The sequence below is a fragment of the Empedobacter sp. UBA7620 genome (assembly GCF_002484185.1).
GTDB lineage: Bacteria > Bacteroidota > Bacteroidia > Flavobacteriales > Weeksellaceae > Empedobacter > Empedobacter falsenii_C.
Genome location: NZ_DLJI01000030.1, coordinates 43,828 through 58,832 on the forward strand (window position 1 = coordinate 43,828; position 15,005 = coordinate 58,832).

The following is a 15,005-nucleotide window of genomic DNA, read 5'->3' on the forward strand; positions in this document are numbered from 1 at the left end:
ATTATCATATTCAGTAAAATATTGAAGTTTTATTAATAAATCACCATAGTTTATATTGATTTATTTACAATATATTATTAACTTTAAAGAGAACTATTTAGAATTCTACTTATGAATACTTATTCTCTAAAAAATCTATCAGACCTGTCAAGACTAGATGAACAAATGATTATTTTATGGAATAAAAAGTTCAATTTGTTTAACGAAGATAAGATTGATAAAAATTCACTATTTAATCATGATCACTTAAAAAAATTAATTATTATTTCTTTTTTAAGTGAATCAAACAAAAAAAATACAGTAGAAAATTTAAGTGTAAAATCACTTTCTGAAATACAAGTTTTATCCGAATTTGAAATTCAAAATTATATCCAGAAATACAAAAGTTATGAACCAATTATTGAGTTATTAATCTGTTCTTGTTTTTCATATGATACACGTTTTTTTGACACAATTCTTACACTTTGTTTCAATAAAATTGGAATCGAAAAATGTTGTATAGATATAGTTTTCCCTTTTTTAAGTAAAATGTCTATCATTCTAGAAAAGTATACTATTCAAGAATCGGTTATTTCTTTTTCTAAAAATCTAATTAGAAAACATCTTTTTTATTTGATTAAATCAATTCCATATTCAGATCAAAATTCTCGTAAATGGCTTTTATTTTTACCTGAAAAAGAAAATGAAGATTTAGAATTAATTTATACTTATCTTCTTTTAAAAATTAATAACGAAAAAGGAATTTATTTAGGCGAAAATCAAAGTTTAAATTCTATTTTAGAATGTATTGAAAATACTCAAATTACACATATTTTTATTTATATCTCTAAAAACTATGACTCTTCTTCTCTTGAAATTTATCTCGAATCAATCAAGAAAAATCTTCCAAACATTACCATTTTTGTGGCAACATATGCTGTTCTAAAAGATAAAATAACCGAAAAAGTTCCGTATATAAATGTAAACAATCCAACAGCTTTTAATTCTTATTTACAAAAAATTATGACGATGTAAATTATTTGTTTTTGATTTCCCAATTTATAGGTTGTAAGTTCTTACTTTTCAAAAAATCATTTGTTTTCGAAAAAGGTTTACTCCCCCAAAAACCTCTGTAAGCTCCTAATGGAGAAGGATGAGCAGATTCTATTACAAAGTGTTTATTTCGGTCAATTTTTGCTCCTTTTTTTTGAGCATAAGCTCCCCAAAGTATAAAAACAAGGTTTTCTTTTTGATCAGAAAGCTTCTGTATTACAGCATCTGTAAATATTTCCCAACCTTTTTTCTGGTGCGAACCTGCCTTAGAAGCTTCAACCGTCAAAGTTGCATTTAATAATAATACACCTTGTTTAGCCCATGTTTCCAAATTTCCTGAAGTCGAAACTCCTATTCCTAAATCATCATTTAACTCTTTATAAATATTCTGCAAACTTGGAGGTAATTTAATTCCATCGGCAACCGAAAAAGACAAACCATTTGCTTGTCCAATCCCATGATAAGGATCTTGACCAATTAAAACAACTTTAACATCATTAAAAGGTGTATAATCAAATGCAGAAAATATTTTGGATGCGGGGGGATATATTGTTTTTGTTTTGTACTCATTTCGTACAAAATCTGTCAATATTTTAAAGTAATCTTTTTCAAATTCATCCTTTAAAACTTCTTTCCAAGAAGCATCTAATTTCACATCCATATTATTCTTTTATGGAAACAAAATTATTCTTTTTATACTTGCTGGAGTAATTTTTCAAACTAAATCTGAGATTCATTTATCCATTTACCAACTGTAGGAGCTTTATAATTTTTTAATTTCTCAAATAAAAGATCTAGATTATCACTAACAATTAGCATATCATAATTTTCTTGTTTCAGAAAACCTTTGGTAACCATACTTTTAATAAAAAGTAAAAGATCATCAAAAAAACCATCTATATTGTAAATAGCAATTGGTTTTTTATGTAATCCTAATTGAGCCCATGTCAACATTTCGAAAAACTCTTCAAGTGTACCAAAACCTCCAGGTAAAGTTATAACACCATCAGAAAGTTCATTCATTTTCGCCTTACGTTCATGCATAGAATCTACTAAAATAAGTTCACTTAATCCTTTATACTCAACTTCAACTTTCTTCAAAAAGTTTGGTAAAACTCCAATAGCTACACCTCTATTTTCTAAAACTGAATCTGCTATTACGCCCATTAACCCTACATTAGCTCCACCATAAACAAGTTCAATTTTATTTTCTGCTAATTTTTGACCTAATTTATATGCTTCTTCTTTAAAAATCTTATTTGAGCCATTACTCGACCCACAAAATACTGTTAATCTCTTCATTCCATAAATATAAAAATCAATATCCATCAAAATATAAATTATAGATTTAATAAATTATTAAATCTATATGTAAATAGTATTATCTGTCATTTATTTCTAACTAAAGAATTTATCCGTAATTTTGCGTTAATGCAAATATCAGAACAAACTTTAAAAGATTTAGAATTTAATGCGGTTCAGAAAGAAATCGCTGAATTTGCTTATACAGAAAAGGTTGAAGCGTTTATTTTTAACTTAAAACCTTACCAAGATCATCAACTTTTAGTACAAGATCTACAAACGACAAACGAATATTTAACAAGTTTCGAGACGGGAAATCGTTTTCCGTTTTCAGAATATTATATTTTAGATGAAAATTTAAGCCGATTAGAAATCGAAAACTATTATTTGCCTGCAGAAGAATTCTTCAAAATCAAGGCAAATACGCTTCAAGTGAAAGAAATCTTGAAATATTTGACAGCTTTCAACGAATATGCACCTGTTTTGTTTGAAAAAGCTTCAACGATTACTTACGAAAAAAATATCGTAAAATTAATCGATCAAGTATTCAATAAATTTGGAGAAATCAAAGACGACGCAAGCCCAGAGCTGAAAATTGTGCGCGATCGTTTGCGTCATTTAAATGGCCGAATTACCGAATTATTCAATAAATCAATGTCTTATCATTCGGATTATTTGGATGACATTCGCGAATCTGTCGTTGGAAATCGTCGCGTTTTAGCTGTTAAATCAGCTTTGAGAAAACGTGTGAAAGGACAATTTTTAGGTACTTCAAAAACTGGATCGATTACGTTTATTGAGCCAGAAAGTGTACAAAATCCTCGTCGCGAATGGGAAGAATTGAAAGAAGAAGAAAAACATTTGGTTATTCAGATTTTGTTAGATTTAACTGCTCAAATTGCGGAATACAAACCAAAACTTGAAGAATATCAAACATTTTTAGAGTACATCGATTTTACACAAGCGAAAGCAAATTATGCTTTTTTGATTAATGGAATTTTACCTCAACTTTCTGAGAATCGAATTATCAAATTAGTCGATGCTTATCATCCTGTTTTATTTTTAAACAATAAAAGAAAAGCTCAAAAAACGATTCCGCAGAGTTTAGAAATTAACGAAGATTGTCGTATTATCATTATTTCTGGTCCAAATGCTGGAGGAAAATCAATTACGTTAAAAACGATTGGTTTACTTCAAATTATGATTCAGAGTGGTGTTTTAGTTCCTGTAAAAGATGAAAGTCAATTTGGATTTTTTAATCAAATTTTTACAGATATTGGAGATAATCAATCCATTGAAAATCATTTATCAACCTACAGTTATCGTCTAAAACAAATGTCGTATTTTTTGAAAAATGCTGATGATAAAACATTGTTGTTAGTTGATGAATTTGGTACAGGTTCTGATCCTGAATTAGGTGGAGCTTTGGCGGAAGTTTTCTTTGAAGAGTTTTATGAACGCAATTCTTTCGGTGTTTTTACAACGCATTATACAAATATCAAATTGAGCGCAGAAAGTTTGCCAGAAGCGATAAATGCTTGTATGTTGTTTGATAAAAAAACATTGGAACCACTTTACCGTTTGGAAATTGGACAAGCCGGAAGTTCGTTTACTTTTGAAGTTGCAGAGAAAAATAAAATTCCGTTTCGTTTGATTAATCGCGCAAAGAAAAAAGTTGAAAGTGAAAAAGTGAGTTTGGATAAAACTATATTAAAACTTCAACAAGAGAAATTTGAAATTCAGAAAACAAAAGATCATGTTGAAGAGTTGCGCGAAACGAATATTGAACATAATGAAAAATTAGAGCAAACGAACGAAAAAATTCAACAAAAACTATATGATTTTCAGCAATTATATGATCGTGAACAAAAACGTTTGAAACTTGGTGAACGTATTTCAGACATGGCGGATTCTTACTTGAAAACGAAAAATAAAAAACAAATGATTTCGAATTTCTTGAAATTAATTGAAATGGAAAATTCGAAAAAAACGAAAGAAGTTCAACAATTAAAGAAAATCGAAAAAATTGTAGAGAAAGAAGTTAAGCGTGAATTAAAAGAAAATTCTGAAACAATTTCTCAACAAAAACATGTGATCGAAAAGAAAGAAAAAGCAGCTACGCAAAAGAAAATTGATGCGTTAAAAGTTGGTGATCGCGTCAAAATTCATGGTTCGTCGAGTGTTGGAACAATTGATAAAATAAAAAAGGAAATTGTTTTTGTAAATTATGGTTTATTTACAACTCAAATCAATGTTAATGAAGTCTATAAAATCTAATATGATCAATCAAAAAATAATAACGTTCCTCCTATTCCTTGTTTTTTCTAATTTAGGTTTTGCACAAACAAATCAAAATTGGAATTGGTTAATCGGAAATTGGGAAGGCGTTGGTAATGGAAAGCCAGGAGAAGGAAAAGGCGTTTTTTCTTTTGAATACCAATTGGATCAAAATGTAATTGTTAGAAAAAGTCATTCCGAATATCCTTCGCGAGATTCTAAAAAAATGACAATTCATGATGATTTATTGGTTGTTTATTTAGATGAAAATAAAAATTTATCGAAAGCCATTTATTTTGATAACGAAGGTCATGTTATCAATTATTCGATTACTTATACCGAAAAAACAATTACATTTCTGAGTGAAACAAAACCCAATCAACCAACATTTAGATTGATATACTCGCTACTAGAAAATAAAGAAGTTAATACAGCTTTTGAAATTTCGATGGATGGAAAAAATTTCAATACATATATAGAAGGAAAAAGTAAAAAAATATAAAACGAAAAAGGTTAGTGAATTCACTAACCTTTTTCGTTTTAATATCTTAATCTTTCTCTACGCCTTGATTTATTATTCCTCCAGATTTTCCCATCGATTTCTCAATCTCCTTATCATATTCTTCCTTGGTTATTTTCTTCGATTTATTTGGCAATTCTATTTTACCTGCATATGGTTTTACATCAATTGCCGTAAAACTAACATTTGTATCCATATCACTTGTAAATGGTAATTTGAATTTAATTTTTAAAATTAGACCTGGTAATCCATTAAAACGAGAAGGTCCATCTCGAAAAGGCAAATCTGGCGCATACCACGCTTCTACTGTCTGTGTTAGATTTGTATATGTTGCTTTTCTGACTTTGTTACCTAAAATTGTTGACTCTTCTTTACTTAACACCCAAGGAAAGGTCTGGATAGAATCTTTGATGAATAGTTTAGGTTTCATTTTATTGTTCTCATACAATTCTTTCGAGTTAAAATCTTTATAAATATTAGAACTAACATTGCTTAATAATCCTACAGAAATTCCACGACCTTGTTCATTATTTATACGTTCAATCTCCGTAAAGTTAGAATTTGTAGCATTTACAAATAACTCAAAATAATATCGTTTATTTTCTGAATTGACAAGCATTTCTTCCATTCTAGCTGATGTTTGTTTTATATTATTTCTATCAAATTCTTGACGAACTTCATATTCTACACGAACAGCATCTTGGGCAAATCCAATTATTGGAAGTATTAAAAATAAATATTTTAGCATTTTATAGTGTTTATTATTCTACTAATATAGAAATAAAATTTAATTCATTTTAAATAATCATCAACATAAGCAATATCATTCTTTAAGGTAAATAATCTTCGTAAATTAGCGTAGAGATAAGATAAAAAGGTTTGTTGTATTGAATTTCAATAGAATATTAACTCAATAATTATTATTAATCATATATCATAAATATAATTTATAGTTTAATCTATATTTGAAATTGAAAATATATGGACAGTTTAAAATATCAGTCTAAATTTGCATCAGTAAAAGAGATAAAAACTGTAACAAGTTTTATCAAATCGAGAAGTAAAAAACAAAATATAAAAAATTAAAATTATGTCATTAGTAGGAAAAAAAGCGCCTTTATTCACAGCGCCAGCAGTAATTGATGGAGACGAAATCGTAGAAAACTTTTCAATGCCAATCGGAGAAAAAAACATCGTTTTATTCTTCTATCCAAAAGATTTTACATTTGTTTGTCCAACAGAATTACACGCATTCCAAGCTAAATTAGCTGAATTCGAAAAAAGAGATGCTGTTGTAATTGCTGCTTCTTGTGATTCAGAAGAAACACACTTAGCATGGTTAAACACTGCTAAAGATAACGGAGGTATCGAAGGTGTTACTTACCCAATCGTTGCTGACTTAGCAAAAACTATCGCTATGGATTACGGAGTTTTGGCTGGTGAGTATGTTTACAATGAAGAAAATGATTCTTTAAAATTTGAAGGAGCTCCAGTTGCTTACCGTGGTACTTTCATCATCGACAAAAATGGTGTTGTTCGTCACGAAACAATCAACGATTTACCATTAGGACGTAACATCGATGAGTATGTACGTTTATTAGACGCTATTTTACACGTTGAGAAATATGGTGAAGTTTGTCCAGCAAACTGGGAAGAAGGAAAAGATGCAATGAACGCTACTAAAGATGGTGTAGCTTCTTACTTAGCTTCTCACTAAAAATAACTTGAAAATCTTTTGATTTTCAAAATTCACGAAGAGGCTGTCTAAAAAATTTGACAGGAGATTTTAACGGATTAATTTTCAATAAAAATCACTAAGCTCAACACTTAGACAGCCTTTTTTATACCCAATTTTTAACCATAAAAATTAATAAAATGTTTGCAGAATTAGAACAAGATAACTTAGCACAAGTAGTTGCTGATAACAATATAGTAATTGTACAATATGGTGCTGGATGGTGTGGAAACTGCCGTTTAGTAAAACCAAAATTCAAAAAATTAGCGGCTGAATATGAAGGTCAAGCTGAGTTTTTATATGTTGATGCTGAGAAATTAGTAGAATCAAGAAAATTAGCTGATGTTCCTAACTTACCAACTTTCGCGGTATTTAAAGGAGGACAAAATGTAGGACAAGTAACTGCGTCTAAAATTGATGCTGTAAAAGAATTGATCAATGAAGCTGCCGGTATTTAAAAATTTAGCAAAAAATGTTTCTATTGAAGCAATGGAAACAGCTTTAGAAGTTTTGGAAGTTTATGCTGATTCTCCAGCTGTAAAAGAGCCAGAACAAGAAGTGATTGGTGAAATGATTTCTAACATTTGTGGAGCTATGGAAATGAAGCAAATGATGGAAGAAGAAGGTTTGGATGAGCGTACTGCTGCCAATACTTTTATGCAACGCGTAATGGGTTCGATTGATAAATAATTTTATCAATTAGTTCATATAAAAGAAAAGGATTTCAATTGAAATCCTTTTTTGTTTAGGTTAATTTTTATCTACTCCTTGATATTCATTCGAACTTTGTTGGTTATAATCAGCTTTCAGCTTTTCAAATTCTGCTTTAGAAATTTCCTTAGCCTTGAATAATTTCTTAAATTCTAAATGATCTTTTGTTGTAACAGAAGTTGCTTTCAAAGAATAAGATGGATCAATAATTCCATTTCGAATAGATTCTACTTTTAATACCAAACCTGGAAGATTAATAAATTCTTTTGGACCAAAACGTTTGGGTAAACTTGGTGCGTACCAAATAATTGATTTGTTATTATCATCATATTTTACAACTGCTTGTTTAACATCAAAACCCAAATAAGTAGATTTTTCTTGTGTTAATTCGTATTTATAATGTGTAGAAATGGTATCACTTACAAGGTATTTTTTATTCTCTATCATCCATTCTTGTTTCATTTTATTTTGATTGAAATCTTGCTCAAAATTATACGAAAAAATACCATACATCGTAACCGATGCCTTACCTTGAGAATTATTAATTTTCTCAATCTTAGAAAAAACACTTTTTCCTTTTTCTATTTGTAGCACATAATTTTTTGGAACAGAAAGTGCTTTTATAAAATCATCATCCAATTTTTCTTCCTTCCCATCTTTTCCTATTATTCGTGGAATAGAAACTTCTTCGTATTCAATCTCTAGAGCTTCTTGCGCTTGAATTAAACTACAAAAAAAACCAATGAAAATTACTAAATATTTCATTCAAAATTATTTTTTGTCCACTCCTATCGAAAAAGATTCTCTCATTTTTTGACGAGATTCATCTTGCAATTTTTTAAACTCTTCTTGTGTTATTTCTTCACCTTTTATAGGTTTAGTTTTAGACATTTTCTTAGGGTTTAAGGTAATTTTATCCGCTTCATAAGTCATAATCGAACCTAATTTACCACCCGTTTCGCTCACCGTTTTCAGAATCAAACCAGGCAATCCATTCACTTGATTTGGCCCTGCATCAATCTTAATATCTGGCGCAAACCAAGCTGCTATTTGTTTACCTTTATCATTACCAATAGCTTTTTTTACTTTGTGACCCAAAATCGTATCTTCAATATCTGTAATTTTCCATTCATAATCTTTATATGGCGTAACCACAATAAAACTTTGTTTATCTAAAACGACTTCTTGACGAAACGCTTTCTTACTTGTTTCATTAATCAGATCTTTATATTCTCCTCCAATATTAATTGAAAAAGCCCCCATAGAGCTACCATTTTGATCATTATTTATAGTTTCTATTTTTTTGTAAATGGACTGATGATCACTATATTCTAATTGATAATAAATATTTGGAGACCCACCAATTTTTATTGTACCTCCTCCTTTTTGTGCTTGCTCTCTTTCAAACTCCTTTATTTTTTCTTCATCATGCTTTATATCGTATTTATAATCGACAATAAACTTTTCTTGCCCAAAACCAAAATTCGAAAAAAGTAAAAATCCAGCTAGTAATAATTGTTTCATTATGTTGTAGTTTATAATTAATACTCTAAAATAATTTTTATTTTTCAATTCTACAATAATAGAACATATAATTAACACAACATTGGGAAAAGAAAAAAATTCAACTAAATGGTTGAACTTTTATATAACTCCTAGTAAATACTTATACTCCCAATTCCAAATAAGTGATATAATTAAGAATTAAATTTAGTTTCCTTGATAAATCATTCCGCTCAAAATGAAAAACGATTAAATAAATATCAATCTTTTTATATTATAGGTTTAACAAATCATCTTTCCTTTTATCTCCTAAAATAATATCATATCTTACATTAATACCTGTTGTTCATTTGGATAATTTTAGCAATTAAACCGTCAATTCGAGTGAAATTCTGTAAGAATTTTGTATCGAGAATAAGGTTTTAGAAGATAAAATTCTATTCTCGATACAATTTTTATTCATTTCATTTCTAAAAATCACTCGAATTGACGAATTTTAATTCAAAATGCACAACAGGTACATTAATTTATTTCTCTATAAATGGATCTTCTAACAATTGTAAGTTTTGTGTTAAATAATATAGCAATTGTTCTCTATCTAAATAGTAATCAAATAAAATCCCTATACGTAAATTACTCTTCAAAAGTAAAAAAAAATTAGACTGTACTTTACCAAAACGATCTTTAGTGTAATGAATAAAATAACCTGAAATTTCGTGATTATAGATTTTTTGCTTCTTAAAACCAAACCTACTAATTAACTCGAAATAATTATGGTAGATATTAATTTTATAAATTTTTTCAAAAATCAAAAAATAAAATAATATCATAATAGATATTGGTAATGAGATAAATAGTTTAATGAAAAAATTTTCTCCTTTAAGTTCTAAAAGAAAATATACACCAGCCCCTAATAAAGCAATAATAATTAAAATTGCCAGTAATATACTGGCTAAATTAAATTTGGTTATGTAAATTGGTTTCATTGTAGATTTTATAGCTTTCTAAATTATCTCAAAGTGTTTCAGCGCATTCCATATTCCGTGATTATCCGCAGAAGTTGTATAATAATCAGCGGCTTCACGAACATTCTCCTTCGCATCGCCCATTGCTACACCAATTTTGCAGCCTTTCAACATACTAATATCGTTACCGCCATCGCCAAAAGCCATTGTTTTAGATAAATCCAAATTATCGCGCTCAGCCATTCGTTCTATTCCACGCATTTTACTAATATCTTTCGGATTTATATCGGCGAAATATTCTATCCAACGTGTTCCTACACTGTTTGTCAACACATTTTTCATCAAATAATCTTCTTGTTCTTCATTCACAAAAAAGTTCATTTGCATGATATTATCTTTCGGTAAAGTTCGAGGATCAACCACTTCTGGAACTTCCATTCCAAAATATGCAAACGATTTTTCTACATTTTCATTCACACGATTAATACTAAACGCTTCTTTGGTCATATACGAAAATGAAAAAGGATTTTCATCATCATATTGCAACAAAGCCTCTATATCATTAGGATTGATATAATCTACAAAAAACGATTGTCGATTTTCATCCGAGCACATTCCACCATTATTATTGATATAACCATCAAAACCGTAATCAAAAATATGTTCGGGCATATCCACCATATTTCGTCCAGTTGCGATGTATATTTTTTTATTTTTTTGTTTTAATAATTTCAACGCTTCAATTGTAGAATCACTGATTTCGTGGTTTTCAAAACCTTGTAATGTTCCGTCAAAATCGAAGAAAAAAGAATCTATCATACTTTAGTTTTATCTTTTACAAAATTAAAAAAGCAACCTTTGTTTGGTTGCTTTTGCTGTTTATTTTAACGCTAATTTAATAATTTCTATTGCTTTATTGGTATCTTCTTCAGAAATATTGAGATGAGGGCGCATTCGCACAGAGTTTTCACCACAAGGAAGAATAATCATGTGATTTTCGAAACATGTTTTGATGAACTCTGAACGATCCAAATCTGATGAAAAATCAAACGCAATGAACAACCCTAATCCACGAACCGAATGAATTTTCTTCGTTTCTTTTGCGATTTCATTCAATTTTGATAAAATATATTTTCCTTTTTCTGCCGCATTTTCTACTAATTTTTCTTGTTCAATTACTTCTAAAATTAATTTGAAGCGCAACATATCGATATAATTCCCACCAAAAGTTGAATTGATTCGGCTTGATTCCTTGAAAACATTATTCGGAATTTGATCTAACTTTTCTTTATTCGCTAAAATTCCACAAACTTGTGTTTTCTTTCCAAACGAAATCACATCAGGAATCACATCATAATGCTGAAAAGCCCACATTTTACCAGTCATTCCCATTCCTGTTTGTACCTCATCAAAAATCAATAAAATCTCTTCTCGATCACAAATTTCTCTCAATTTCTGAAAGAATTCTTTTCGAAAATAATTATCTCCTCCTTCACCTTGAATCGGCTCAATAATAATACAAGCAACTTTATTTTTGCGTGTTTCTAAAGCATTTTCAATTTGTTCAATCGCTCGTTTTTCAGCCTCAACAACCTTGCATAAATTATCTTCTGTAACAGGATAAATTCGTTTTGGATTTTCAATTCTTGGCCAATCAAATTTTGGAAAATATTCGTATTTACGAGGATCTTTCGTATTCGTCAGCGATAATGTATAACCAGAACGCCCATGAAACGCTTGCTTAAAATGAATGACATCACTTGCTTCTTTTTCAATTCCTTTCAAAAAATTTAATCTTGTTTTCCAATCAAAAGCCGTTTTCAATGCATTTTCTACTGCTAATGTTCCTCCAGAAATAAAGAATAAATATTGCAATTCTTTCGGCATCGCAACACGCTCAAATGTATCAATTAAATCTGCATAATCTTTTGTATAAATGTCTGACATCGCAGGTTTATTAACTGCATTTCGACCTAAAAAATCAATTTTCGCCATCAAATGTGGATGATTATAACCAATCGCCGTCGAAGCAAACATTGAAAATAAATCCAAATATTCAACACCATTTTCGTCTACAACATAGGAACCATGCGACTTATCCATATCCATTACAATCGGATATCCATCTGCCAATATATGTTTTGCTAATCTTTCGTGTACTGTACTCATCTCTGTAATTTTTTAAAAATCAAACTTAATTCCTTGCGCCAATGGCACTTCTGTCGAATAATTAATTGTATTCGTTTGTCGTCGCATATACGCTTTCCAAGCATCCGAACCCGACTCACGTCCACCTCCAGTTTCCTTTTCTCCACCGAAAGCTCCACCAATTTCAGCACCAGAAGTTCCGATATTTACATTTGCAATTCCACAATCAGAACCTTGTTGACTCAAGAATAATTCAGCTTCGCGAAGATTATTTGTCATGATAGAAGACGATAAACCTTGCGCTACATTATTCTGAATTTCGATGGCATTTAACACATCTCCAGAATATTTGATTAAATATAAAATTGGAGCAAAAGTTTCGTGTTGAACAATTTTATAATGATTCTCAACCTCAGCAATTACAGGTTTTACATAACAACCACTTTCAAAACCATTTCCTTCTAAAACTCCTCCTTCAACAATAATACTTCCTCCTTCTTGATTGATTTTATCTAAAGCATTTGAATACATTTCAACCGCATGTTTATCGATCAACGGACCAACATGATTTGCTGTATCCAACGGATTACCTATTTTTATTTGTTTGTAAGCATTTACCAACGATTCTTTTACTTTATCATAAATCGATTCGTGAACAATCAAACGTCTTGTTGTTGTACAACGTTGACCAGCAGTACCAACCGCACCAAAAACAGCTGAAGTTAACATAATTTTTAGATCAGCATCCGGCGTAACAATAATCGCATTATTTCCGCCTAATTCTAAAATTGTTTTACCCAAACGTGCTGCAACAACTTTATTCACTTCGATTCCCATTCGCGTAGAACCTGTTGCAGAAACCAAAGCCACACGAGCATCTTGCGCAATTAATTCTCCGATTGCTTTATCTCCCATTACCAAAGAAGAAACGCCTTCTAAAACATTATTTGCTTTTAAAACTTCTGCTAAAATATGTTGACACGCAACCGCACACAAAGGTGTTTTTTCACTTGGTTTCCAAACTACAACATCACCGCAAACCATCGCTAAACATGTATTCCAAGACCAAACCGCAACAGGAAAATTGAACGCAGAAATCACGCCTACAATTCCAAGCGGATGATATTGATCGTACATGCGATGCAAAGGTCTTTCCGAATGAATTGTCGAACCATATAATTGACGCGATAATCCAACCGAAAAATCACAAATGTCAATCATTTCTTGTACTTCACCCAAACCTTCTTGATAGGATTTTCCCATTTCATATGAAACCAATTTTCCCAAGGAAGCCTTTTTCTCACGAAGTTTATCTCCAAATTGACGCACAATCTCTCCTCGTTTCGGAGCAGGAATCATTCGCCATTCTTTGAAAGCAACTTGTGCTTTTTTTATCACTTCTTCATAATCATCTTTGGTTGATGATTTTACTTTTCCAATCAATTTTCCGTCTACTGGCGAGTAAGAAGAAAGTTCTTCACCTTTTCCAAACCAAGTATTTCCTGTCGATGTTCCGAGATTTTCGGAAGAAATACCTAATTCTTTTAATTCGTTTTCTATCATTTTTTTGTGTTATTTTGTGTTTTTAACTTTTACCTAAATTAGTCAAAAGTTTCATAAATTAAAATTTTTAATAAATATTATTCAGAATAATTTTTAATTTAATGAATAATCGTTAGATTTAATAAAATAAAACCGCATAAAATGAATTCAACTACAGATTATTTTAAGATTGATGATTTATTAACCGAAGAACATAAATTAATTCGTCAATCTGTTCGAGATTTTGTGGACAACGAAATAAAACCTGTTATAGATGATGCTGCGCAACATCACAAAGACATTCCAGATTTAATGAAAAAATTAGGTGCAATTGGCGCTTTAGGACCTTATATTCCTGAAGAATATGGAGGCGCTGGTTTAGATCAAATGTCGTATGGATTAATCATGCAAGAATTAGAACGCGGCGATTCGGCTGTTCGTTCTGCTGCATCAGTACAATCTTCGTTAGTGATGTATCCAATTTTTTCTTTTGGATCAGAAGAACAAAAGCGAAAATATTTACCAAAATTAGCTTCAGGAGAATTCATTGGAAGTTTCGGGTTAACTGAACCAAATCACGGTTCAAATCCAGGTGGAATGGAAACTCGTTTAACTAAAAATGGTGATCACTATATTTTAAATGGAGCAAAAATGTGGATTACAAATTCACCAATTTGTGATATTGCAGTTGTTTGGGCAAGAGATGAAGAAGGAAAAATTCGTGGTGTAATTGTAGAACGCGGTATGCAAGGTTTTACAACACCAGAAACTTTGAATAAATGGTCATTAAGAGCTTCAAAAACAGGTGAATTAGTTTTCGAAAATGTGAAGATCGAAGAATCTCATATTTTACCAGAAGTAAGTAGTTTACGTGGACCTTTATCGTGTTTAAATTCGGCTCGATACGGAATTTCTTGGGGTGTAATTGGTGCTGCAATTGATTGTTATGAATCTGCTTTGAAATATTCATTAGAACGAACACAATTTGGAAAACCGATTGCTTCTTATCAATTACAGCAGAAAAAATTAGCTGAATTTATTACAGAAATTACGAAAGCTCAGTTGTTATGTTGGCGATTAGGAACGTTGAAAAACGAAAATAAAGCAACTCCTGAACAAATTTCTATGGCAAAACGCAACAATGTAAAAATGGCTATTGATATTGCGAGAGAATCTCGTCAAATTATTGGAGCAATGGGAATTGTTGGCGATTTCCCTATGATGCGACATGCTGCAAATCTTGAATCTGTAATTACATACGAAGGAACGC

Annotated in this window: 16 protein-coding genes; 7 read left to right on the forward strand and 9 right to left on the reverse strand. The window is 30.4% G+C overall.

The window, feature by feature from the left end:
• The first annotated feature begins 111 nt into the window (after nucleotides 1-111).
• Complete coding sequence (locus B2217_RS06395) at nucleotides 112-1,014, forward strand: hypothetical protein (RefSeq protein ID WP_180904622.1); 903 nt, start codon at nucleotides 112-114, stop codon at nucleotides 1,012-1,014.
• Nucleotide 1,015: 1 nt separating this feature from the next.
• Here B2217_RS06395 and B2217_RS06400 read toward each other — a convergent pair whose 3' ends face one another.
• Nucleotides 1,016-1,693 (reverse strand): uracil-DNA glycosylase, encoded by a 678-nt coding sequence (locus tag B2217_RS06400; protein ID WP_180904623.1) that lies wholly within the window; start codon nucleotides 1,691-1,693, stop codon nucleotides 1,016-1,018.
• A gap of 59 nt (nucleotides 1,694-1,752) precedes the next feature.
• Nucleotides 1,753-2,334 (reverse strand): TIGR00730 family Rossman fold protein, encoded by a 582-nt coding sequence (locus B2217_RS06405; protein ID WP_180906842.1) that lies wholly within the window; start codon nucleotides 2,332-2,334, stop codon nucleotides 1,753-1,755.
• Nucleotides 2,335-2,463: 129 nt separating this feature from the next.
• Here B2217_RS06405 and B2217_RS06410 point away from each other — a divergent pair, with 129 nt between their 5' ends.
• Together B2217_RS06410 and B2217_RS06415 are read left to right on the forward strand one after the other, a co-directional pair.
• Nucleotides 2,464-4,611, forward strand: coding sequence for an endonuclease MutS2 (locus B2217_RS06410; RefSeq protein ID WP_180904624.1), 2,148 nt, complete (start codon nucleotides 2,464-2,466; stop codon nucleotides 4,609-4,611).
• On the forward strand, nucleotides 4,592-5,113 hold the full coding sequence (locus tag B2217_RS06415) for a hypothetical protein (protein ID WP_180904625.1): 522 nt from the start codon (nucleotides 4,592-4,594) through the stop codon (nucleotides 5,111-5,113). Before B2217_RS06410 ends, B2217_RS06415 begins: the two co-directional genes overlap by 20 nt.
• Before the next feature lie 46 nt (nucleotides 5,114-5,159).
• On the opposite strand, the gene B2217_RS06420 is transcribed toward B2217_RS06415, so the two are convergent.
• Entirely contained in the window at nucleotides 5,160-5,879 is a 720-nt protein-coding gene (locus B2217_RS06420; RefSeq protein ID WP_180904626.1) for a GLPGLI family protein, read from the reverse strand.
• Between the two features lie 342 nt (nucleotides 5,880-6,221).
• Between B2217_RS06420 and B2217_RS06425 the strand changes: the two genes are divergently transcribed.
• The 3 genes from B2217_RS06425 to B2217_RS06435 all read left to right on the forward strand — a co-directional run bounded on the left by B2217_RS06425 (nucleotide 6,222) and on the right by B2217_RS06435 (nucleotide 7,556).
• Nucleotides 6,222-6,848, forward strand: coding sequence for a peroxiredoxin (locus B2217_RS06425; RefSeq protein ID WP_038336698.1), 627 nt, complete (start codon nucleotides 6,222-6,224; stop codon nucleotides 6,846-6,848).
• A gap of 158 nt (nucleotides 6,849-7,006) precedes the next feature.
• The gene (locus tag B2217_RS06430) at nucleotides 7,007-7,324 is read left to right on the forward strand and encodes a thioredoxin family protein (protein ID WP_180904627.1); all 318 of its coding nucleotides are present in this window, start codon (nucleotides 7,007-7,009) and stop codon (nucleotides 7,322-7,324) included.
• Complete coding sequence (locus B2217_RS06435) at nucleotides 7,305-7,556, forward strand: DUF6952 family protein (RefSeq protein ID WP_038336694.1); 252 nt, start codon at nucleotides 7,305-7,307, stop codon at nucleotides 7,554-7,556. Before B2217_RS06430 ends, B2217_RS06435 begins: the two co-directional genes overlap by 20 nt.
• 60 nt (nucleotides 7,557-7,616) lie before the next feature.
• On the opposite strand, the gene B2217_RS06440 is transcribed toward B2217_RS06435, so the two are convergent.
• The 6 genes from B2217_RS06440 to B2217_RS06465 all read right to left on the reverse strand — a co-directional run bounded on the left by B2217_RS06440 (nucleotide 7,617) and on the right by B2217_RS06465 (nucleotide 13,756).
• Nucleotides 7,617-8,342, reverse strand: coding sequence for a GLPGLI family protein (locus tag B2217_RS06440; protein WP_180904628.1), 726 nt, complete (start codon nucleotides 8,340-8,342; stop codon nucleotides 7,617-7,619).
• Between the two features lie 6 nt (nucleotides 8,343-8,348).
• Nucleotides 8,349-9,101: a GLPGLI family protein gene (locus B2217_RS06445; RefSeq protein WP_180904629.1), complete on the reverse strand. Its 753-nt coding sequence runs from the start codon at nucleotides 9,099-9,101 to the stop codon at nucleotides 8,349-8,351.
• Between the two features lie 506 nt (nucleotides 9,102-9,607).
• Nucleotides 9,608-10,066, reverse strand: coding sequence for a hypothetical protein (locus B2217_RS06450; RefSeq protein ID WP_180904630.1), 459 nt, complete (start codon nucleotides 10,064-10,066; stop codon nucleotides 9,608-9,610).
• Nucleotides 10,067-10,084: 18 nt separating this feature from the next.
• Complete coding sequence (locus B2217_RS06455; protein ID WP_280046332.1) at nucleotides 10,085-10,864, reverse strand: HAD family hydrolase; 780 nt, start codon at nucleotides 10,862-10,864, stop codon at nucleotides 10,085-10,087.
• Nucleotides 10,865-10,924: 60 nt separating this feature from the next.
• On the reverse strand, nucleotides 10,925-12,214 hold the full coding sequence (lat, locus tag B2217_RS06460; protein ID WP_180904632.1) for an L-lysine 6-transaminase: 1,290 nt from the start codon (nucleotides 12,212-12,214) through the stop codon (nucleotides 10,925-10,927).
• A gap of 12 nt (nucleotides 12,215-12,226) precedes the next feature.
• Nucleotides 12,227-13,756: an aldehyde dehydrogenase family protein gene (locus tag B2217_RS06465; RefSeq protein ID WP_180904633.1), complete on the reverse strand. Its 1,530-nt coding sequence runs from the start codon at nucleotides 13,754-13,756 to the stop codon at nucleotides 12,227-12,229.
• Between the two features lie 141 nt (nucleotides 13,757-13,897).
• On the opposite strand from B2217_RS06465, the gene B2217_RS06470 reads away from it, so the two are divergent.
• The coding region (locus B2217_RS06470; RefSeq protein WP_291122214.1) for an acyl-CoA dehydrogenase family protein at nucleotides 13,898-15,005 on the forward strand (1,108 nt) is incomplete at its 3' end.

Bases quoted from the DNA above. Each gene is read 5' to 3' on its own strand.
- B2217_RS06395 (WP_180904622.1), top strand. From the start codon at position 112: ATGAATACTTATTCTCTAAAAAATCTATCAGACCTGTCAAGACTAGAT.
- B2217_RS06400 (WP_180904623.1), bottom strand. From the start codon at position 1,693: ATGGATGTGAAATTAGATGCTTCTTGGAAAGAAGTTTTAAAGGATGAA.
- B2217_RS06405 (WP_180906842.1), bottom strand. From the start codon at position 2,334: ATGAAGAGATTAACAGTATTTTGTGGGTCGAGTAATGGCTCAAATAAG.
- B2217_RS06410 (WP_180904624.1), top strand. From the start codon at position 2,464: ATGCAAATATCAGAACAAACTTTAAAAGATTTAGAATTTAATGCGGTT.
- B2217_RS06415 (WP_180904625.1), top strand. From the start codon at position 4,592: ATGAAGTCTATAAAATCTAATATGATCAATCAAAAAATAATAACGTTC.
- B2217_RS06420 (WP_180904626.1), bottom strand. From the start codon at position 5,879: ATGCTAAAATATTTATTTTTAATACTTCCAATAATTGGATTTGCCCAA.
- B2217_RS06425 (WP_038336698.1), top strand. From the start codon at position 6,222: ATGTCATTAGTAGGAAAAAAAGCGCCTTTATTCACAGCGCCAGCAGTA.
- B2217_RS06430 (WP_180904627.1), top strand. From the start codon at position 7,007: ATGTTTGCAGAATTAGAACAAGATAACTTAGCACAAGTAGTTGCTGAT.
- B2217_RS06435 (WP_038336694.1), top strand. From the start codon at position 7,305: ATGAAGCTGCCGGTATTTAAAAATTTAGCAAAAAATGTTTCTATTGAA.
- B2217_RS06440 (WP_180904628.1), bottom strand. From the start codon at position 8,342: ATGAAATATTTAGTAATTTTCATTGGTTTTTTTTGTAGTTTAATTCAA.
- B2217_RS06445 (WP_180904629.1), bottom strand. From the start codon at position 9,101: ATGAAACAATTATTACTAGCTGGATTTTTACTTTTTTCGAATTTTGGT.
- B2217_RS06450 (WP_180904630.1), bottom strand. From the start codon at position 10,066: ATGAAACCAATTTACATAACCAAATTTAATTTAGCCAGTATATTACTG.
- B2217_RS06455 (WP_280046332.1), bottom strand. From the start codon at position 10,864: ATGATAGATTCTTTTTTCTTCGATTTTGACGGAACATTACAAGGTTTT.
- lat (WP_180904632.1), bottom strand. From the start codon at position 12,214: ATGAGTACAGTACACGAAAGATTAGCAAAACATATATTGGCAGATGGA.
- B2217_RS06465 (WP_180904633.1), bottom strand. From the start codon at position 13,756: ATGATAGAAAACGAATTAAAAGAATTAGGTATTTCTTCCGAAAATCTC.